At 67.6% G+C, this 20221-nt stretch carries 12 protein-coding genes and 1 tRNA gene; 5 read left to right on the top strand and 8 right to left on the bottom strand.

Going from position 1 to position 20221, the window contains the following annotated elements; genetic code table 11:
• The first annotated feature begins 121 nt into the window (after positions 1 to 121).
• On the top strand, positions 122 to 1612 hold the full coding sequence (locus ACSQ3N_RS11930) for an NAD-dependent succinate-semialdehyde dehydrogenase (protein WP_436146359.1): 1491 nt from the start codon (positions 122 to 124) through the stop codon (positions 1610 to 1612).
• Positions 1613 to 1719: 107 nt separating this feature from the next.
• Here ACSQ3N_RS11930 and ACSQ3N_RS11925 read toward each other — a convergent pair whose 3' ends face one another.
• The 3 genes from ACSQ3N_RS11925 to ACSQ3N_RS11915 form a co-directional block, all read right to left on the bottom strand.
• A complete protein-coding gene (locus ACSQ3N_RS11925) occupies positions 1720 to 2865 on the bottom strand; it encodes an ROK family protein (protein ID WP_436146358.1) in 1146 nt (381 codons plus the stop codon).
• A gap of 166 nt (positions 2866 to 3031) precedes the next feature.
• Positions 3032 to 4243 (bottom strand): YeeE/YedE family protein, encoded by a 1212-nt coding sequence (locus ACSQ3N_RS11920; protein ID WP_436146357.1) that lies wholly within the window; start codon positions 4241 to 4243, stop codon positions 3032 to 3034.
• Between the two features lie 184 nt (positions 4244 to 4427).
• Entirely contained in the window at positions 4428 to 5321 is an 894-nt protein-coding gene (locus tag ACSQ3N_RS11915; RefSeq protein ID WP_436147947.1) for a sulfurtransferase, read from the bottom strand.
• Between the two features lie 249 nt (positions 5322 to 5570).
• Here ACSQ3N_RS11915 and ACSQ3N_RS11910 point away from each other — a divergent pair.
• Positions 5571 to 5644 (top strand) — tRNA-Gly (locus ACSQ3N_RS11910).
• A 195-nt stretch (positions 5645 to 5839) separates the two neighbouring features.
• On the opposite strand, the gene ACSQ3N_RS11905 is transcribed toward ACSQ3N_RS11910, so the two are convergent.
• On the bottom strand, positions 5840 to 8521 hold the full coding sequence (locus ACSQ3N_RS11905) for an excinuclease ABC subunit A (protein ID WP_436146356.1): 2682 nt from the start codon (positions 8519 to 8521) through the stop codon (positions 5840 to 5842).
• 134 nt (positions 8522 to 8655) lie between these two features.
• Positions 8656 to 9387, bottom strand: coding sequence for an aspartate/glutamate racemase family protein (locus ACSQ3N_RS11900; protein WP_056169339.1), 732 nt, complete (start codon positions 9385 to 9387; stop codon positions 8656 to 8658).
• Between the two features lie 94 nt (positions 9388 to 9481).
• Between ACSQ3N_RS11900 and ACSQ3N_RS11895 the strand changes: the two genes are divergently transcribed.
• Positions 9482 to 10360, top strand: coding sequence for a helix-turn-helix transcriptional regulator (locus ACSQ3N_RS11895; RefSeq protein ID WP_056168670.1), 879 nt, complete (start codon positions 9482 to 9484; stop codon positions 10358 to 10360).
• A gap of 24 nt (positions 10361 to 10384) precedes the next feature.
• Here the strand turns inward: ACSQ3N_RS11895 and ACSQ3N_RS11890 are convergent, their stop codons facing one another.
• On the bottom strand, positions 10385 to 12403 hold the full coding sequence (locus ACSQ3N_RS11890; RefSeq protein ID WP_436146355.1) for a Cache 3/Cache 2 fusion domain-containing protein: 2019 nt from the start codon (positions 12401 to 12403) through the stop codon (positions 10385 to 10387).
• Positions 12404 to 12588: 185 nt separating this feature from the next.
• Complete coding sequence (locus tag ACSQ3N_RS11885; protein ID WP_436146354.1) at positions 12589 to 13497, bottom strand: pseudouridine synthase; 909 nt, start codon at positions 13495 to 13497, stop codon at positions 12589 to 12591.
• 217 nt (positions 13498 to 13714) lie between these two features.
• On the opposite strand from ACSQ3N_RS11885, the gene ACSQ3N_RS11880 reads away from it, so the two are divergent.
• Positions 13715 to 16087: an AsmA family protein gene (locus tag ACSQ3N_RS11880; protein WP_436146353.1), complete on the top strand. Its 2373-nt coding sequence runs from the start codon at positions 13715 to 13717 to the stop codon at positions 16085 to 16087.
• Between the two features lie 133 nt (positions 16088 to 16220).
• On the top strand, positions 16221 to 16736 hold the full coding sequence (locus ACSQ3N_RS11875; protein ID WP_056168663.1) for a M23 family metallopeptidase: 516 nt from the start codon (positions 16221 to 16223) through the stop codon (positions 16734 to 16736).
• Positions 16737 to 16764: 28 nt separating this feature from the next.
• On the opposite strand, the gene ACSQ3N_RS11870 is transcribed toward ACSQ3N_RS11875, so the two are convergent.
• Complete coding sequence (locus ACSQ3N_RS11870; protein WP_056168655.1) at positions 16765 to 20058, bottom strand: error-prone DNA polymerase; 3294 nt, start codon at positions 20056 to 20058, stop codon at positions 16765 to 16767.
• Positions 20059 to 20221: the final 163 nt, after the last annotated feature.

The raw sequence follows: 20221 nt of genomic DNA, 5'->3' as shown, positions 1-20221 counted from the left end.
CAACCGCGACGTCGCTCCGTGCTAGCCTTTACCCACGCAGCAGAGGCTCTGGCCGCCACCTACGACACCCGTAGTCCGCGCACTCTGTGCCCCAATCCTTCGCCTATCCGGAAGCATTCCCATGGACATGAAGACATCCCCCCTCGCCCAGCTCAACGACCCCAGCCTGCTCAAGACCGACGGCCTCATCGACGGCCAATGGGTGGCGGGCAGCAGCCGCTTCGACGTGAACGACCCGGCCACGGGCCTGAAGCTCGCCGACGTGGCCAACCTGGGCCCGGCCGACGCCGAGGCGGCCATTGCCGCCGCCAACAAGGCCTGGGGCCTCTGGAAGCGCAAGACCGCCAAGGAGCGCAGCATCATCCTGCGCAAGTGGTTCGACCTGCTCATGGCGAACCAGGACGACCTGGGCCGCCTCATGACCGCCGAGCAAGGCAAGCCGCTGGCCGAGGCCAAGGGCGAGGTCGCCTACGGCGCGAGCTTTGTGGAATGGTTTGCCGAAGAGGCCAAGCGCGTGAACGGCGAGATCCTGCCACAGTTCGACAACACCCGCCGCCTGATGGTGCTCAAGCAGCCCATCGGCGTGTGCGCCGCGATCACGCCCTGGAACTTCCCGCTGGCCATGATCACCCGCAAGGTCGCGCCCGCGCTGGCCGCAGGCTGCCCCGTGGTCATCAAGCCGGCCGAGCTCACCCCGCTCACCGCCCTGGCCGCGGCCGAGCTGGCCATCCGCGCGGGCATTCCGCCGGGCGTGTTCAACATCCTGCCCGCCGACAGCGACAACTCGATTGCCATCGGCAAGGTGCTGTGCGCGAGCGACGTGGTACGCCACATCAGCTTCACCGGCAGCACCGAGGTGGGCCGCATTCTGATGGCGCAGTCCGCCCCCACGGTCAAGAAGATGTCGCTGGAGCTGGGTGGCAACGCGCCCTTCATCGTGTTCGACGATGCCGACATCGACAGCGCGGTCGAAGGAGCCTTCGCCAGCAAGTACCGCAACGCCGGCCAGACCTGCGTCTGCACCAACCGCTTTTACGTGCAGGAAGGCGTGTACGACGAGTTCGTGGCCAAGTTCGCGGCCAAGGTCAAAACCGCCAAGGTGGGCAACGGCTTCGAGGCCGGCGTGAACCAGGGCCCGCTGATCGAGGAAGCCGCGCTCGTGAAGGTGCAGCGCCACGTTCAGGATGCGCTGGCCAAGGGCGGCAAGGTGGTGGCCGGCGGCCAGCGACTGCAAAGCCTGGGTTCGGGCCAGTTCTTCGAGCCCACCGTGGTGGCCGACGCCACGCCCGACATGCTGTGTGCACGCGAAGAGACCTTCGGCCCGTTCGCGCCGGTCTTCAAGTTCAAGACCGAGCAGGAGGCCATCGACGCCGCCAACAACACCGAGTTCGGCCTGGCCAGCTACTTCTACAGCCGCGACGTGAGCCGCATCTTCCGCGTGGGCGAGGCGCTGGAGTACGGCATGGTGGGCGTCAACGTGGGCCTGCTGGCCACCGAGCATGTGCCGTTCGGCGGCGTCAAGCAGTCCGGCCTGGGCCGTGAGGGCTCGCACCACGGCATGGACGACTACGTGGAGATCAAGTACCTGTGCCTGGGGGACATCCAGCAGTAACGCCGGCCGCGTCAGCGTAGGGCCGTGTGCCCTGCGCCGATCACTATCATTTCGATAGCTACTGCCGCTTGCGCACCGGGCGCGAGCGGCATTTGTTATTCAAATTGTCACTCATCACCGACCGGTGACCGGTTGGTGTAGCTTGCATTGCCCAGCCCCGTGCCCACGGTCAGCACCGCCCAGCGCCTCACGTCCTGCGTGAAGGGCAGCTGCGACAGGCCCTGCACCACCGCATCGTTGTGCAGGCACACCTGGGTGCGGCCGTGGCCGATGGTGGGCAGGCGTTCGCACAGGTCGCGCGGCAGGTGAAAGCGGGTGCTCTCCCAGTTGCCGGGCAGGTTCTGCGTGCCCCCGGCGATGGAGCCGTCTTCCACGATCAGGCCGGGGCAGGCCACGCCGATGTAGGGTGCGAGCGCGATCTTCTTTTTCTCGGCATGGGCGATCAGGTCTTCCAGCCGCTCGGCGATGCCTTCGACCAGTTCATCGCGCCGCGGGCTGTCGTCCTTGTGCGTCCATTTTTCGCGGCGCACCACCTCGGCCAGCGACATGTCGGGCGCGCGGTGCAGGTGGGTCTGCACGATGCCGCAGCGCACGTTGGTGCCACCGATGTCCACCGCCAGGATCGCGTCGTAGCTTTGCAGCAGCGCCGGTGGCGCCAGGTGCACCCAGCCGATCAGGCCGCCCTCGTCGGCGTGGTGGTGCAGCGTGTGCAGCTCCACCGGGGTCTTGTCGGCCTTGAGGATGTCGCGCACCCGGTCGATGGCGCGGCTGCCGAACTCGCTTTGGTGAAAGCCCCCGCCCAGGATGACGCGCTCCACATCGCGCCAGGTGGGCTGCTTCATGAAGCGCTGCACCACGCCGGCAAGCTGCAGTGCGTAGTCTTCGGCGGCCTGCTCCAGGGCGTGCGCCGCGTCGTCGTTCTTGTCGGCCAGCTTGTCCAGTTGCTTCTTGGAGAAGTCGCGCGTGGCCTTGCTGCCGAAGGGGTCCTTGCCTGACATGGAGGTGACGAGCTTTCGCCAGGCATCGAGCATGTGGCGAAACGCGGTGCCGCTGGCCACGTCGCCCACGAACCCGTCGCTTTCGCGGTCGCGCAGCTCCAGGCTGTAGCCATTGATGATGACGGACGCCAGCCTCATGTCGCCGTGAGGGCCGAGGATGCCCAGCTCGCGCTGGGCCTTGGAGTCCTTGTCGTCCTGCTTTTCGCTCCCCTTGCCGGTGCGGGGTTCCTTGCTGCCAGTGTCCTTCGAAGCCATTCATGCCCTCTCGCGGTGGGCCCTCACGCGGGGCCGAGCAGGCATCGTGCCGCAGTGACCGGTATTCGCGCGTCAGCCAACGCCGTGACCGCGCACGGGACCGCAGGCCGCAATGGCCCTAGGAAGGCCATGGACTAAGGCCCCGGGAGGACCTGGGCGAACAGGCTCAACGCGCGCCAAAACCCCGCTGCCGGACCACACGCTGGCCCCAAAGCCCCGCCCACACCGCAAAGAACACCGCAGCGCCAAACACCCAGCCCGACAGCGCCCCCGCCATGCCACCCGACAGCAAGGTGCCGATGGTGCAGCCCAGCCCCGTCATCGCACCCCACCCCAGCAGCACCCCACCCGACAGGCCCCGCGCCGCATCGCGCCAAGTGGGCCAGCGCGGCGCGAACTGGCGGCTGGCCAACGCCGCCACGAAGGCCCCGGCCACCAGCCCGGCCAACAGCAGCGCATTGGGCGTGAGCCAGGTGGACGGCGGCAGCGTGGCGCAGCCCGCAAAGCCGTCGAGCCCGTCCAGCCGGGCCGGTATCCACCCCTGCCCTTGCGCCCATTGCCGTGCCGCACCGCCCAGCGTGGCCGTCACGCCCAGGGGCCGCATGCGCACGATGGCGAACGCGCCGATCAGGCCCACGGCAAGCCCGCCCACCCAGTAGTGCCAGCGCCCCGTCCAGAGGCTGCGCCACACCTCGGGCAACGGAGGGACGCCGCCCGCACGCGGCCCGCCAGCCTCACGCGCAAAGCCGCGCCATAGCCACGCAGCCACCAGCGCGAGCACGCCCAGTTGCACCAGCAGGGCGCCGCCGTACCCCAGGTGCGCCGGCAGCCACACCACCGGCGCATCGGCCACGCTGGCGCTGTACAGGCCGTTCCAGGTCTTGAAGCCGAGGATGAATCCGAGCCCCGACCCCACCAGCGCAAAGGGCGACACCACAGAACCCTCGGCCAGCCGGTACCAGTGCGCACTGATGCACGAACCCGACACCACCATGCCCGCGCCGAACGACAGCCCCGCCGCCACCAGCACCCAGCTCACCGGGCCGATGTGCATGTCCGGCGGCAGCTTGCCGGGCTGCGGCACGGGCAGCCAGCTGCCCAGCACCACGGTGTAGCCCACCACGCCCACGGCCAGCGCCAGCACGATGGCCAGCAGCCCCCGCGGGTTGCGGTCCTCGAACCAGTCGCGCGCGTGGCAGTAAAAGCAAAAGCGCGATCGCTGCAGCACGATGCCCAGCACCGCACCACACGCCAGTGCGAACACCAGAGTGCGCCCGCCCGCCTGGCCCTGCAGCCACTGGGCGCCGGCGACCAGGGCGGCCAGCTGGGTCAAGGCCAGCCACGCCGTGCCCGGGGGAAATCGGAATGAAGAGCGCATAGGTCAGTGGATGGATCAACGGGGCCGGTGAGACGATGTGAATGGATGCCCGACAAACGCAGGCCCCAGGTACACACAAAAAAAAGCCCGCACGAAGCGGGCTGTAAAAGAGACCCCCTACCAAAAGCCGTGGACTGGTCGCAGACTTTCGCTGTCTCTCGATCGTCGCTTCACTCTCTCCAATTCACTTGGCCGCCCAAACGGTGCCTGCCGGGTTGTTGATGGGCACCCCGACCGAGTTGCCGTATTCCGTCCAGGAGCCGTCGTAGTTCTTCACGTTGTAGCCCAGGATCTTGGACAGCGCGAACCAGGTGTGGCTGGAGCGCTCGCCGATGCGGCAGTACGTGATGATGGGCCGGCTGCCGTCCACGCCAGCACTGGCGTAGAGCTTCTTGAGGTCATCCGCAGACTTGAAGGTGCCGTCTTCCTTCACGGCCTGGCCCCAGGGCACGTTGGCCGCACCGGGGATGTGGCCGGCACGGATGCTCAGTTCGGGCACACCAGCAGGCGCAAAAATCTTGCCGCTGTATTCATCGGCCGAGCGGATGTCCACCAGCTTGGCGTTGGTCTTGCCCTCGGCAGCGGCCAGTGCGTCCGACAAACGGGCGCGCAGCTGGGTGTTGACCGGGCCGACCTTGTAGCTGGTGGCGGCGAACTCAGGCACGCGGTTGTTGAGCGGCTGGTTCTCCGCCTCCCACCTCTTGCGGCCACCGTCGAGCAGCTTGACGTTCTTCACGCCATAGATGTCGAACACCCACGCGCCCCAGGCGGCAAACCAGTTGTTGGTGTCGCCGTACAGCACCACGGTGGTGTCGGGCGACACGCCGGCCTTGGACAGCAGGGCTTCAAAGCCCTCCTTGCTGACGATGTCGCGGCGCACGCGGTCGTTCAGGTCCTGGTGCCACGAGAAGTTGACGGCGCCGGGCACGTGGCCGCGCTCGTACAGGCCCGGGTTCACGCTCACCTCGACAATGCGCACCTGCTGGTTGTCCAGGTTCTGCGCCAGCCATTCGGTGCTGACCAGCGGGCCGGCCGGGATGGGCGTGGCAGCCAGCACAGCCCCGCCCCACACCACCATGCTGCCCGCCACACAGGTGCGAAGCCAGGCGCTCCAGGTGGAACGTGTTGAAGGGTTGCGTGGGGCTGTCATGGGCGTCCTTTCCAAGTCTGTGAAGAGAACCTGCGCCGGTGTGCAGCAGGTGAAAGGAATTTAGGGCGCACAGCCCATCTGCCCAACCAACAAGATCGGCTATGAATATGCGTTTTGCGCGCTTGGGTGGACGGGGGTTCTGGACCCCGGCAGATGCTGCCTATAATTGCAGCCTTCGCGGGTGTAGTTCAATGGTAGAACGGCAGCTTCCCAAGCTTCATACGAGGGTTCGATTCCCTTCACCCGCTCCAGATTTCTCGCCCTGATCGCTGGCGACTGTATCGTCAGCGATTCGCCCAGAGCCTGCCATGCATACCCGCTTGAAAATGGGAATGACGTGACAGGCTCTTTGTTTTTGTGCCGCGGCCGTTGCTGCCGCTGGACGATGCGTTAACTTGGGGCCGGCACCTGACCACGTGCAACCTTTCAGTGCCACTTGCGAGGTATCAAACCAAGGCCTTGGAAAGATACGGAGCCGTGCGACTGCCATGGCTGGATGCCACGGCCTGGGGAGTGCCCTGCGCCACGATGCGCCCGCCCTCATCACCCGCACCGGGGCCCAGGTCGATCACCCAGTCGCAGGCGGCCACCACGCGCATCTCATGCTCTACCAGGACGACCGTGTTGCCCGCTTCAACCAGGCCATCGAGCTGCGCGAGCAGGCGGTCCACGTCGGCCGGGTGCAGCCCGGTGGTGGGCTCATCGAGCACGTACAGCGTTCCGCCGCGCTGCTGCTGGCGCTGCAGCTCCGTGGCCAGCTTGATGCGTTGCGCCTCGCCACCGCTGAGCTCCGTGGCGGGCTGGCCCAGGCGCAGGTAGCCGAGGCCGATGTCGCGCAGCACGGCCAGCGGGCGCAGCACTTGCGGCTCGTTGGCAAAGACGTCGCACGCCGCATCGACCGTGAGGCCCAACACATCGGCGATGGACAGGCCGTTCCACACAATCTCCAGCGTGGCGGCGTTGTACCGGGCGCCATGGCATGCGGGGCATGGTGCATACACGCTGGGCATGAAGAGCAGCTCCACGCTCACGAAGCCTTCGCCCTCGCAGGTCTCGCAGCGCCCCTTGGCCACGTTGAATGAAAACCGCCCCGCGTCGTAGCGCCGCTTGCGCGCAGCGGGTGTGGCGGCGAAGAGTTTGCGCACGGTGTCGAACAGGCCGGTGTAGGTGGCCAGGTTGGAGCGCGGCGTGCGCCCGATGGGTTTCTGGTCCACCTGCACTAGGCGTTTGATGCCTTCGCTGCCAGCGATCAGGCGGCCCACCGTGGCAGCGGCTGTTACCAGCGGGATGGAGCCAAAGGCTGCGCCGTCTGCAGCCGATGCGTCGGCTGCATCGTCCTCTGGGTCTGCCACCACCGGGCGGCCCAGGTGCGCCGACACCAGCTCCAGCAGGGCCTGGCTGACCAGGCTGGATTTTCCGCAGCCGGAAACACCGGTCACCGCCGTCATGCACTGCAGGGGGAAAGCCACATCCAGGTCCTGCAGGTTGTTGCGCGTGATGCCTTCAAGCTGCAGCCAGTCCTGGGCCTGGCGCGGCGCGTGCACCGGGGCAGCACCACCGCCAACACCGGCATGGCCGTCGCCAAACAGATAGCGCCGGGTTTGCGACCGCTCGATCTTCGCCAAGCCGGCGGGCGGGCCGCTGTAGAGCACCTCGCCACCGCCTTCGCCAGCGGCGGGGCCCACGTCCACCAGCCAGTCGGCGCGCTGCATGGTGGCCAGGTCGTGCTCGACCACGAACAGCGAGTTGCCGCCGGCTTTGAGGTTTTGCAAGGCCGACAGCAGCGCCTCGCCGTCCGCAGGGTGCAGGCCGGCCGAGGGCTCGTCCAGCACGTAGACCACGCCGAACAGGTGTGATGACAGCTGCGACGCCAAGCGCAGCCGCTGCAGCTCGCCCGGCGACAGCGTGGGCGTGGACCTGTCGAGCGACAGGTACCCCAGGCCGAGGTCGATCAGCGCCAGCACGCGCCGGTGCACCTCTGCAGCCAGGCGCTGCGCAGCCATCACCTTTTCTTCAGACAGCCAGTGCGTGCGGTGCACGTCGGGCGCCGCCGCATGCGCATCGCCAGGGGCAGTGCGCTTTTTGCGTGCCCGGGTGGCGCGGCCGCTCAGTTCTGGCTCACCTTCGCCCAGCCTGCCTTCTGCGGCGGGCCGGAGCAGGTCGGCCAGCGCCTTGAGCGGCAGCTGTGCCAGCGCGGCGATGTCGTGCCCGGCAAAAGTGACCGACAGCGCCTCGGTCTTGAGCCGCTTGCCATGGCACACCGGACACAGCGTGCCCACCATGTACTGCGCTACCCGCTTTTTCATCAGCGCGCTCTGGCTGTGGGCGAAGGTGTGCATCACGTAGCGGCGCGCCCCGGTGAAGGTGCCCATGTAGCTGGGGGTGAGCTTGCGGCGGATCGCATCCTTGACTTCGGCCACGTTGAAGCCTGCGTACACCGGCACGGTGGGCTGCTCGTCGGTGAAGAGGATCCAGTGGCGCAGCTTCTTGGGCAGGTCGCGCCAGGGCGTGTCCACGTCGTGGCCCAGCGTGGTCAGGATGTCGCGCAGGTTCTGCCCTTGCCACGCGGTGGGCCACGCGGCCACAGCGCGCTCGCGGATGGTCAGCGAATCGTCGGGCACCATCGATTGCTCGGTCACCTCGTACACGCGCCCCTGGCCATGGCAATGCGGGCAGGCGCCCTGCGGCGTGTTGGGCGAAAAATCCTCCGCATACAGCATGGGCTGGCCTGCAGGGTAGCGGCCGGCGCGCGAGTACAGCATGCGCAGCGGGGTCGATATGCCCGTGACGCTGCCCACTGAAGACCGCGTGCTGGGTGTGCCCCGTTGCTGCTGCAGCGCCACCGCAGGGGGAAGGCCCTCGATGCTGTCGACCTGTGGCACGCCGGCCTGCACGATCAGGCGGCGTGCGTAGGGCGCCACGGACTCCAGGTAGCGCCGCTGCGCCTCGGCGAACAGGGTGCCAAAGGCCAGCGATGACTTGCCCGATCCCGACACGCCCGTGAATACCACGAGCGCATCGCGCGGGATGTCCACATCCACGTCCTTGAGGTTGTGCTCACGGGCTCCGCGCACGCGCACCATGCCGCGAGCAGAAGGGTCCGTTGCAATGGGCGAGGATTTGGGCATGGGGCGCTGCAGCACGAGGCTGTGGAAGGTGAATGAACCCCGGATCATTGCCTACGACACAGCCTCTTCGTGCAGGCGTTCGCCGCATCTTCATGTGGTGGACACCCGGCCCCTGTGCGGATGGCGGTGATGGATCAGCGGCCACCGAGCGCAAAGTCCACCGCCGCCTGCGAGTGCAGCCGCGTGGTGTCCAGCACGGGCAGCACGCTGTCCTGCGGCTGGATCAAGAGCGTGATCTCGGTACAGCCCAGCACCACGGCCTGCGCGCCGCGCTGCGCCAGCGACTCGATGATGCGCTGGTAGGTCTTGCGGGACGCATCGCGGACCACGCCCGTGCAGAGCTCTTCATAAATGATGCGGTGCACCTCGGCGCGGTCCGGCTCATCCGGCACCAGCACCTGCAGGCCGTGGTCGTGCGCGAGGCGCTCGCGCATGAAGGGCTGCTCCATGGTGAAGCGCGTGCCCAGCAGGCCCAGCACTTGCGCCCCGGTGCGTGCGGCCTCGCGCCCCACCGGGTCGGCGATGTGCAGGAAGGGAATGGGCACCGCCGCCGCGATACGGTCTGCCACCTTGTGCATGGTGTTGGTACACAGCACCACGCAGTCCGCGCCGCCGCGGTGCAAACGCCTGGCGGCGCCCTCCAGCATGCCGGCCAGGTCGTCCCACCGACCTGCGTGTTGCGCCTGCTCGATGGGCCCGAAGTCGACGCTGAACATCAGCAGGCGGGCCGAGCGCAGCGGCCCCAGGCGGCTGCGCACATCCTGGTTGATGAGTTTGTAGTATTCGGCGCTGGATTCCCAGCTCATGCCGCCGATAAGGCCGATGGTGCGGGCGCTCTCGGTGCCCTGGTGTGCGGGGGTGTTCATGCGGGCAGTATCGATGGGCATGTGGCGGGCGGATATCATGAAATTTCAGCCCCGCTACTCCGTTGCCCCGTTGCCCCGTTGCCCCGGCCCCGTGATGCCAGACCACCCCCTCATTCTGGATGCCAACGCCCTGCAAGACTTGCAGGTGGCGCTGCTGAGCCGCAGTCCCTACAGCGCCAGCGACCCGGTGCGAACGCATTCCGTGGGCATGGCGCTGGAGCGCCAGCGGGGCGTGCACGCCATCGGCTCCGACCGCCGGAAGGACTTCGACACCTGGCCCGGCACGCTGGCATACACACCGCCCGGCGTAGATGTTTTCTCTGAATCCGCGACGGGTGGCGAGTACCTGGTGGTGCGCTGGTCCGGCGGTGTTGTAGAGGAGCCTGGCGGGCACCGCGGTGCATACCGCCGTATTGAGGGGACGGGGCATGCCCAGGCGCTGCTGGCGGCTCAGCATCTGCGGCGGCTGTTGCTGGAACCTGCGCCTGATGCGCTGGCCGTCGAGCAGGCGACTTTGGATTTTGTTGGACTGGCAGGGCGAGTGGGCTCAACGGGCCTAGCGGGGTTGGATGGACTGGATGGAATCGACGGCTGGGCCAAGCGCTCTGGCAGGAAGAGCGGCGCCGACCGGCCATTGCGCACCGTCTACGGACGCGTTCTGGACCGCATTGCCAGCGACCACGCCCAGCCCTTGACGATTGCGCAACTGGCGCAGGCCGAGGGCAAGGCGCCCCTGCGTTTCCTGCGTGAATTCACGCAGCTTGTGGGCATGACACCCCATGCCTTCATCGTCGAGACGCGCGTGCAGGCCGCCCGCGCCTTGCTACGGCGCGGCACCGAGCCGCTGGCGTCCATCGCACTGGACTGCGGCTTCACCCACCAGTCGCACATGGGGACGGCGTTTCGCAAGGTGCTGGGGCAAACGCCCGGGCAATACGCGGCAGCCTCAAAGGCCACCGCCGTGCGGGGTTGACCCCGGGGTGGGGCCGGGCGCCGCTCAGCGCTGCGCCGGCGCGGACGACGGCAGCGACAGCGATGGCGAGCCGCCCGCATGCCCTGCCCCGCCCAGATTGAACTGCGCCACCGCCGACACCATGTGCTGCGCCTGCGTGCGCAGGCTGCTGGCGGCAGCGGCCATTTCTTCGACCAGGGCGGCGTTCTGCTGCGTGGTCTGGTCCAGCTGGGTCACCGCCTCGCCCACCTGCCCCACGCCCGCGGTCTGCTCGCGGCTGGCAGAGCTGATCTCGGCCACCATGTCGGCCACGCGGCGGATGGCGCCGACCACCTCCTGCATGGTGGTGCCCGCCTGGTCGGCCAGGGCAGAGCCCTGCTGCACCATGGCGCTGCTGGCGCCGATCAGTTCCTTGATCGACTTGGCCTCCGCCGCGGTGCGCTGGGCCAGGTTGCGCACTTCGGCAGCCACCACCGCAAAACCCCGGCCCTGGTCGCCGGCACGGGCGGCTTCCACGGCGGCGTTCAGCGCCAGGATGTTGGTCTGGAAGGCGATGCCATCGATCACGCCGATGATGTCGCTGATGCGGTTGCTGCTGGCATGGATGTCCTTCATGGTGGACACCACCTGCGAGACGACCTCGCCGCCGCGCGTGGCCACCTGGCTGGCACCCACCGCGAGCTGGTTGGCCTGGCTCGCGTTGTCTGCGTTGTGCCGGATGGTGGCGCCCAATTGCTCCATGCTGGCGGCAGTCTGCTCCAGCGAGCTGGCCTGGCTTTCGGTGCGGCCCGACAAGTCCTGGTTGCCCTGGGCGATTTCGGTGCTGGCGGCAGAGACGCTGTCGGCACTGGTGCGCACGGTGCTCAGGCTCTCGACCAGGCGCCGGCGAAAGCCCTCCATGGCCTCGGCCAGCGTGCCGATCTCGTCGCGGGACCGCACCGACACCGCGTGTGACAAGTCGCCCTGGGCGAGGTAGCCCAAGGCGGTGCTCAGCTGCTGCACCGGGGCCCCCACCAGGCGCCGCGTGACGAACACCAGCACTGCGGCCAGCAGCACCAGCGCCACCAGCACGCCCAGCCACAGCCAGGTAAGCACGGTGCGCGCCTCTTGCATCATTTCGGTCAATGGCGCCTCGGCCACGATGGCCAGGTTCCAGGGCTTGTAGCGCTCCACCGCCACGAAGCGCTGAGCGGTGTCCCCCGCGCCGGTGCGGCGGGGCGACCAAGTCGACTCGAACGAGCCTGTTTGCTCGATGCCTTCCAGCGATGCCATCCAGGCCTTGGCGTCGCTGTCTTTCTCGTCGAGCTTGACCGGCGCACCTGCCAGACCGAACACATTGCCCCGTGATGGGCCCGCCGCCAGGCTGACCGAGTAGACCGCGCCGGTGGTGTAAAGCTTTTGCCCGGCCATCACGGCATTGAGTTTCGTCAGGATGGGGCCCATGTCCGAGCCGATGAACAAGATGCCGATGGTGCGGTTGCCTTCGCGGATGGGCTCGTACACCGTCATGTAGTCGCGGCCGAACAGGTTGGCACGGCCGATGTAGGTCTTGCCTTCGTTCATCAGCGCGTAGGCAGGGTGCTTGCGGTCCAGCAGCGTCTTGTAGGCACGGTCTCCATCCTGCTTCTTGAGCGAGGTCGTGACGCGGATGAAGTCCTCGCCAGAGCGCGCGAAGATGGTGGCCACGCCGCCCATGCTGTCCTTGGTGAACTTGTCCACGGCCTGGAAGTCGCCGTTCAGGGCTGCGCCTTCAAACGACAGCACTGCTTCGGGTTTGCCGTCGGCCCCCGGTGTTTCGCTGACTTCGAATTTGCCTGAGAGGCTGGACTTGAACAGTCCGAAGTCGCGCTTGGCCTGCTCTTGCGCCGTTTCATCGAACGACTGCACGAGGGTGCGCACCTGGGCCGCGTACTGCACGCCGTCGTCGCGTGAGAGCCGCCCGAAATCCTTCCACAAGAGCACGCTGACCAGGCCCATGGTCACCAGCAACACCACAAGCAGGCTGAGCAATGCTGTCAGGGACAGCTTGAAAGCCACGGAATGGCGGATGTTTGATGAAGTCATCTTGTGCTTTTCTGTAATTTATGCAGCGATGTGCATCGGGGCCGCTAAAAGTACCGCATCTACTGCAAAACACAAAACCACACACCGCGTAATGGCCTTTAGCACATAGGGAAAACCCTTGTATTGCTGGGCGCCATCGGGCAGCCCTCCGCTTGGCCCGGGCATGCGCCTCCCCCGATCGCGGCTCAGCCCAGCGGCAGTGACTGAGCCGTCTCAAACCTGCGCATCCCGCCCGTGACTGGGTCGCAGAACTCCAGCGACCGCGCCAGCAGCTGCAAGGGATGGGAGTAGTCACCCTCGGGCGGGTCATTCACGACGGGGTAGAACGGGTCGTTGCGCAGAGGCAAACCCAGGGCCGCCATGTGCACGCGCAGCTGGTGGCGCTTGCCGGTCACTGGCGACAGCCGGTAGCGCGCCCAGGGCTCGGCCACTTCCAGCACTTCGATACGGGTCAGGCTGTTGGGCTCGCCCGGCACCTCCTGCATGCGAAAGAACTGCGCGCTTTCTTCCAGCCGGCTGGCGTGCTCGCGGGGAAAGCCGATGTCGGCGCGCCAGGGGGCAATGGCATCGTAGTGCTTGGTGATCTGCCGGTCTCTGAACAAGGCCTGGTAGGCGCCCCGGGTGTGCTGCTGCACCGACAGCAGCACCAGGCCCGCAGTGTCGCGGTCGATGCGGTGCAGCGGCGACAGCTCTGGGAAGCCCAGCCGGTGCTTCAGGCGCACCAGCAGCGTCTCGTGCAGGTAGCGGCCCGAAGGAGTGACCGGCATGAAATGCGGCTTGTCGGCCACCACCAGGTGCTCGTCCTGGTACAGCACGGTTTCTGTGAACGGCAGCGCGGGCTCGTCGTCCAGACTGCGGTAGTAGTACACCCGCAGGCCGCTCTCGAAGGGCCGGTCGGGCTGCACGGTCTGCCCGCGCTCATCCACCACATCGCCCGCCTGCAGGCGCCGCAGCCATTCCGTGCGCGAGACGACCTGCAGCCGCTGCGCAAGAAAGTCGAGCATGCTGCCCACACCATGGCTGGGCAGCACCACGCAACTGGCCCCTACACCGTCGCGCGGGGGCGGGACATAGGCGTGGCGGGGGTTGTGCATGGCGCGCATTCTAGGTGCGGCGGCAGCAAAGCCTGGACTGTAGGACAACGGCGGCAGTTGGCAGCGCAGGGCCGCAGTCTGCGGCGATGCGGTCTAGCATCGCGTACATGGTGCAGCCCCTGGGCACCGGGCCCCAGTGGCCGGCCTGCGCAGCCGCATCGCCGTTCGCCCAGGCGCATGACCCCCACGCAACCATTTCTCCATCACCCTTCGCTGCATGCCTTCCGACTCCATCCATCCTTCTCCCGCCCGCCCGTCAGCTTCGGACACAGCTGCCCGGCGCACGGCGCGCAGCCCTGTGCAACGCGTGGCGATCTGGGGCCTGTGGCTGCTGGGTCTGCTGCTCGCCGTGCTGGTGGTGTTGGCCATCCTGGTCGCCGTCATGGACTGGAACCGCGCCAAGCCGTGGGTGAACGCGAAGGTGAGCGAGGCCACGGGGCGGCACTTTGCGATTGAAGGGGATTTGTCGGTCGCCTGGCGCTGGCCCCAGCCGCTGGAGGATGGATGGCAGCGCTGGTTGCCCGGTGTCACCGTCAAGGCGGACAACCTCGTGATGGACAACCCCGATGCATTCGTTCCGCCATTTCGGCGCACCGATGGCAAGGCAGCAGCCGGCAAGGCAGGTCCATCGACCCAGGAAGCCGAAGCCCGCACCCACATGGCCCGCATCGGCAGTGCCACCGCCACGCTGAGCCTGTGGCCGCTGCTGGGCCAGCATGTGGCCATCGACACCGTGGACCTCGCGGGCCCGGACATCGCCTTCGCCCGCACGGCCGACGGCAGCAACAACTGGACCTTCAAGCGCAAGGATGGGCCGAGCAGCGGATGGTCCTTCGATGTGGACCGCCTCATCGTGCACCAGGGGGTTCTCGCCTATGCGGACGGGATGAAAGACCTGGACGTGCGTGCCCGGCTGGATACCACCGCGCCAGAGCTTCCTAAGCGGCGCGCTGCCCAGGGCAGCACGGCTTCGTCCGCCAAAGCGGCTTCTGCCAAGGCTTCTGCACCCGCCCGCGCGTCGTCGGAGGCCGCCGCGCCATCGGTTGCCGCTGCATCGGCCCCAGGCAGTAGCGCCGCGGGCAACACCGCCGTCGGCAGCACAGAGGCTGTCCCCTACGGTCTGCGGTTCGAACTGGAAGGCCGCTACATGAAGGCCCAGATCAAGGGCCAGGGACGCGCGGGCCAGGTGATCAGCCTGCGCAACAAGGTGGTCAACTACCCGCTGCAGATCGACGCGAGCGCAGGCAGCGTGGCGCTGTCGGCCGAAGGGATTCTGGCCAATCCGGGCGCCCTGTCGGGGCTGGACTTTCAGGTGCTGCTCAAGGCCGACAGCATGGCCGACCTGTACGAAGTGACAGGGCTGGTGCTGCCCAATACGCCGCCGTTCGAGACCGATGGCCGCCTGACCGGTAGCCTGGAGCCTGAACGCGCCGTGTGGCAGTACGACAACTTCGACGGCAAGGTGGGCCAGAGCGATCTGCACGGATCGCTCAAGTACACATCGGGCAAGCCACGCCCGCGCCTGACCGGCACGATGACGTCCAACCAGCTGCGCCTGGCGGACCTGGGTCCCACCATCGGCACCAGCAAGCCCGACAACACCAACCGCGGCCGCGAACGGGTGGGCAAGGGCAAGGTACTGCCAGACTCGAAATTTGCGGCCGAGCGCTGGAACGCCATGGACATGGACATCGTGTTCAAGGGCCGGCACATCATCCGCCCCGAGAGCCTGCCGCTGCAAGACCTGAGCGTGCATGCCGTGATGGAGAACGCACAGCTCAAGCTCGCGCCGCTGACCTTCGGCGTGGCCGAGGGCAAGATCGAGTCGCAGGTGAGCATCGACGGGCGCGCTGCGCCGCTCAAGGCCCAGATACGGGGCACCGTGCAGGGCCTGCAGCTGTCGGCCCTGTTCCCCAAGGTGCAGCTCATGAAAAAGAGCTTTGGCCGCATGGATGGCGCCATCGCCCTGGAAAGCACCGGCAACAGTGTGGCCGGCCTGCTGGGCAAGGGCACTGGCGAGATGCGGCTGTATGTGCGCGAGGGCACGTTGAGCAAGCAGATGCTGGACCTGGCCGCGCTGAACGTGGGCAGCATTGTGGTGGGCAAACTTTTTGGCGACACCAAGGAGGTGCACCTGCGCTGCGCGGTGGCCGACTTCACGGTGGTGGAGGGCCTGGCCACCACGCGCGTGGTGAAGATGAGCACCGACGACGCCATCATCGAGGCCACCGGCACCATCAACCTGGGCACCGAGGAGCTGAACCTGCGCATCAAGCCCGAGTCGCTGGAGTGGAAGTTCTTCTCGCTGCGCTCGCCGCTGTACGTGAAGGGCACCTTCGGAAACCCCGACGTCGGCGTGGAAGCCGGCCCGCTGCTGCTGCGCGCGGGCGCTGCGGTGGTGGCCGCGGCCGTGGCCCCTGTGGCGCTGGCGCTGATCCCGGTGACTGTGCCGGCGGCCGACGATGACACGCACTGCAAGCCGCTGCTGGATCTGGGCAAGCAGCCCGTGAAGCCGGGCGCCCAGGGTGCAGCGGGGACTGCGTCGCAACCTGCGCGGCAAGCGGCCAGCAAGGCAGCGACCGCACGCTGAGCCCCACAGGGGGGCCAGGGCATGGGCCGCACGCACAGCCCTGCCCTGCGCTACAGCGACCCAACTCCTGCCCTCCCCCTGCCACGCGGAATAATCGCGCTCTCGCGCCCCGGCGCATTCGCGTTGCCCGTTCATGAAAATTGCAAGAAACCTGTGCCTGGGTCTGCTGGCTGTGCTGGTGGTCGGCCTGCTGCTCCCTGAGCGCATCCGCATCCCCGTGGCCGGAGCATCGGCCCGGGACTGGAACCCCCAATCATTCTGGTTCGAGCCCTGGGGCACCTCGGGTGTGCACAAGGGGATCGACATCTTCGGCAAGGTGGGCACGCCCGTGCTGAGCACCACGGATGGCATCGTGCTGTATACGGGCGAGATCTCCAAAGGCGGCAAGGTCGTGCTGGTGCTGGGGCCCCGCTGGCGGCTGCATTACTTTGCGCACCTGGACTCGATCCAGACCGGGGCCTTGTCTGTGGTGGCGTCCGGCAGCGCCATCGGTACGCTGGGCGCCAGCGGCAACGCGCAGGGCAAGCCGCCCCACCTGCACTATTCCATCGTGCGGATGCTGCCCGCGCCGTGGAAGGCCGATGGCTCCACGCAGGGCTACAAGAAGGCGTTTTTTATCGACCCGCACACCTACCTGCTGGAGCGGTGAGTTTCCACGGGGCCAGTGCACAGGCGCCTCAATGAAAATCCCGGCTGCCCTGCAGGGCCTGGGCCATGCGCCCGAGCAGCGGAGTCATGTCCTTGAAGCGTTGGGCCACCAGATGGCGCACCACCATCGGTGCCGGGCCCTGCGATGGCGATGATGAAGACGGGCCATGGCCCTGCCCTGGAGCACCACCTTCCGGCACGCTGCATTGCCACATCCCCTCCACCGCCAGCAGCTGTGAGCGCAGCAGCGCGTTGCGCCAGGCGTCCACCAGCGACGGCCACACGATCACGTTGACCGGGCCGGTCTCGTCTTCGAGCGTGACGAACATCGTGCCCTTGGCCGTGCCCGGGCGTTGGCGCACGGTGACGATGCCGCATGCGCGCACCTTGCGGCCGTGGGGCATGGCGTTCAATTGCAGCGCGCTCAGCAGCCGCCAGCGCTCCAGGCGCGGGCGCAGCAGGGCCAGCGGGTGGCGGCGCAGGGTGAAGCCGGTGGCGGCGTAGTCGAACAGAATCTCTTCGCCTTCCGGTGCGGCGGGCAGCGCGAGCGGCGCCTCGTGCACCGGCACATCGCGCAGCAGGGCCGGCGCGGCATGCTGGGCAGCAGCCTCCCACATCTGCTGGCGCCGGTGGCCCGACAGGCTGGCCAGTGCATCGGCCGCGGCCAGCGCCTGCAGGTCCTGCTGGCTCAGCTGCGCGCGCAGGGCCAGGTCTTCGGTGTTGGCAAAGGCGGGGCCTGCCAGGCGCGTCTGCACCAGGCGCTCGGCAGCATCTCCCTGCAGGCTGGCCACCAGGCGCAGGCCCAGCCGCACCGCCGGTTGCGGCAGGGGCGGCGCCTGCAGCCCCTTGTGGGGCCGCAGGTGCTCCAGGTCGCCCTCCAGCGTGCAGTCGAGATCGCTCTGGGTCACGTCGATGGGCAGCACCCGCACGCCGTGGCGGCGCGCGTCCTGCACCAATTGCGATGCGGTGTAGAACCCCATGGGCAACGAGTTGAGCAGTGCCGCCAGAAAGGCCGCGGGCTCGTGGCACTTGAGCCAGCTGCTGGCGTAGGCCAGCAGGGCAAAACTGTAGGCATGGCTTTCCGGAAAGCCGTATTCGCCGAAGCCCAGCATCTGCTGGAAGATGGCCTGGGCAAACTCCGTGCGGTAGCCACGCGCCTCCATGCCGCCGACGAGCGGGCGCTCGAAGCGGTGCACGCCGCCCCGGCGCTTCCATGCCGCCATGGATCGGCGCAGGTCGTCGGCCATGCCGGCACTGAAGCCTGCGGCCACCATGGCGATCTGCATCACCTGCTCTTGAAAGATCGGCACGCCCAGCGTGCGCGCCAGCGCGGTTTCGAGCTCGGGCTTTTCAAGCTGCAGCGGCTCGCCCCTGCGCCTGCGCTCTCGTGCCTTCAGGTACGGGTGCACCATGCCGCCCTGGATGGGGCCCGGACGCACGATGGCAACTTCCACCACCAGGTCATAGAACTCGCGCGGCTGCAGGCGCGGCAGCATGCTCATCTGCGCGCGGCTCTCGATCTGGAAGACGCCCACCGTATCGGCAGCGCAGATCATGTCGTAGGTGGCGGGGTCGGCGTGCGGGATGTCCTTGAGGCCCCAGCGCTCGCCGCGCAAAACTGCGCGCAGGTTCAAGCAGCGGCGCAGTGCGCTGAGCATGCCCAGCGCCAACACGTCCACCTTGAGCAGGCCCATGTCATCCAGGTCGTCCTTGTCCCACTGGATGACGGAGCGGTTGTCCATGCTCGCAGGCTCCACCGGCACCAGCCGCGTGAGCTTGCCCTGCGTGAGCACGAAGCCGCCCACGTGCTGGCTCAGGTGGCGCGGAAAGTCGATGAGCTCGGCCGCAAGGTCCAGCCAGAGCTGGGCCGTGCGCCGGTGCAGCGGCGTGCCCACGGCCTCGGCCAGCTCCTGCAGCCGGTCGGTGGCAATCTCTTCGTCGAACCAGTGGTGGTCCTTGGCAAACGCATCCACCAGCGCAGGCCCCACGCCCAGCGCCTTGCCCACGTCGCGCAAGGCGCTGCGGGTGCGGTAGCAGGTGACCACGGCGGCAATGGCAGCGCGGTCGCGTCCGTATTTGCCATAGATATACTGGATCACCTCTTCGCGGCGGTCGTGCTCGAAGTCCACATCGATGTCGGGCGGCTCCTTGCGCTCCTTGCTGATGAAGCGCTCGAACAGCAGATTGGTGTTTTCGGGCGGCACTGCGGTGATGCCCAGCACGTAGCAGACCACGGAGTTCGCCGCCGAGCCGCGCCCCTGGCACAGGATGCCCTCGCCGCGCGCGTAGCGCACGATGTCGTGCACCGTGAGGAAGTACATCTCGTACTTGCAGAACGCGATCAGGTCCAGCTCCTTGCGGATCTGCGCCAGCACGGCGTCGGGTGCGCCCCCCGGGTAATGACCTTGCACGCCCGACTCCACCAGCCAGGACAGCGCTTGCGCCGGTGTCATGCCTTCGGGCACGGTCTCCAGCGGGTACTGGTACTTGACATCGTTGAGGCTGAAGGTGCAGCGCCCCGCCACGGTGAGCGTAGCGGCCAGCAGGTCCGGCGGGTACAGGCCCGCCAGCCGTACGCGCCGGCGCAGGTGGCGCTCGGCGTTGGCCTGCAGCGCAAAGCCGCATTCGGCCACGGTGCAACCCAGGCGCACGGCGGTGATCACATCCTGCAGCGGCTTGCGGGAGCGGGCGTGCATGTGCACGTCGCCTGCGGCCACCAGCGGCAGGTTCAGCTCGGCCCCCACCTGCTGCAGCGCAGCCAGCCACATTCCATCGTCCGCCGCCAGGTGCAGCTCGGCAGCCAGCCAGACATGGCCTTCAAAACCAGCGTCAAATTGTGCCCTACCGCTTGCTACACAAGCGCTGACAGCTATCAAATCAGAAGCATCAAAGCGCGACCTGATGGGCGCCAGCAGCAGCTCGCAACCCTGCAGCAAACCAAACGGGCTGCCCGGGCCCACGTGGTATTGGCCCTTGGGTGCGGCGGCGCGCGCTGCGGTGATGAACTCGCACAGATTGCCCCAGCCCTCGGCATCGCGCGCCAGCGCCACCAGACGCAGGTCCCCCCACAGGAACTCGCTGCCGACGATGAGATGCAGGCCCAGTTCCTCCGCCTTCCCTTTCGCCCGCACCACGCCGGCCACCGAGCACTCGTCGGTCAGTGCCAATGCCCGGTAGCCCAGCTTCACTGCCCGCTCGACCAGCTCCTGCGGGTGCGACGCCCCCCGCTGGAAGCTGAAGTTGGACAGGCAGTGCAGCTCGGCGTAGTCGGGCAAGCGACCAGAGCCAGCGCCGTTGGGGGTTGGGGGCACCGGCTTGCTCATGGGGAAATCCCCGCGGCGACAAGGCAAAAGACGAAGGCAGCAACAAAGGCACGGGCAAAAACCAGGGCCGCTGCACACACGGGGACAACAGCGATGGGACAAGCAGCATCAGCCGCTGCCGCCACCGCGTTGAAAGATGAAGAGACCGATCCCACCGAAGTAG

It is taken from the genome of Acidovorax sp. LjRoot194 (genome assembly GCF_964253015.1).
In the GTDB taxonomy this organism is placed as follows: Bacteria; Pseudomonadota; Gammaproteobacteria; order Burkholderiales; family Burkholderiaceae_C; genus Acidovorax.
This window is presented reverse-complemented; position numbering and strand designations above follow the sequence as displayed.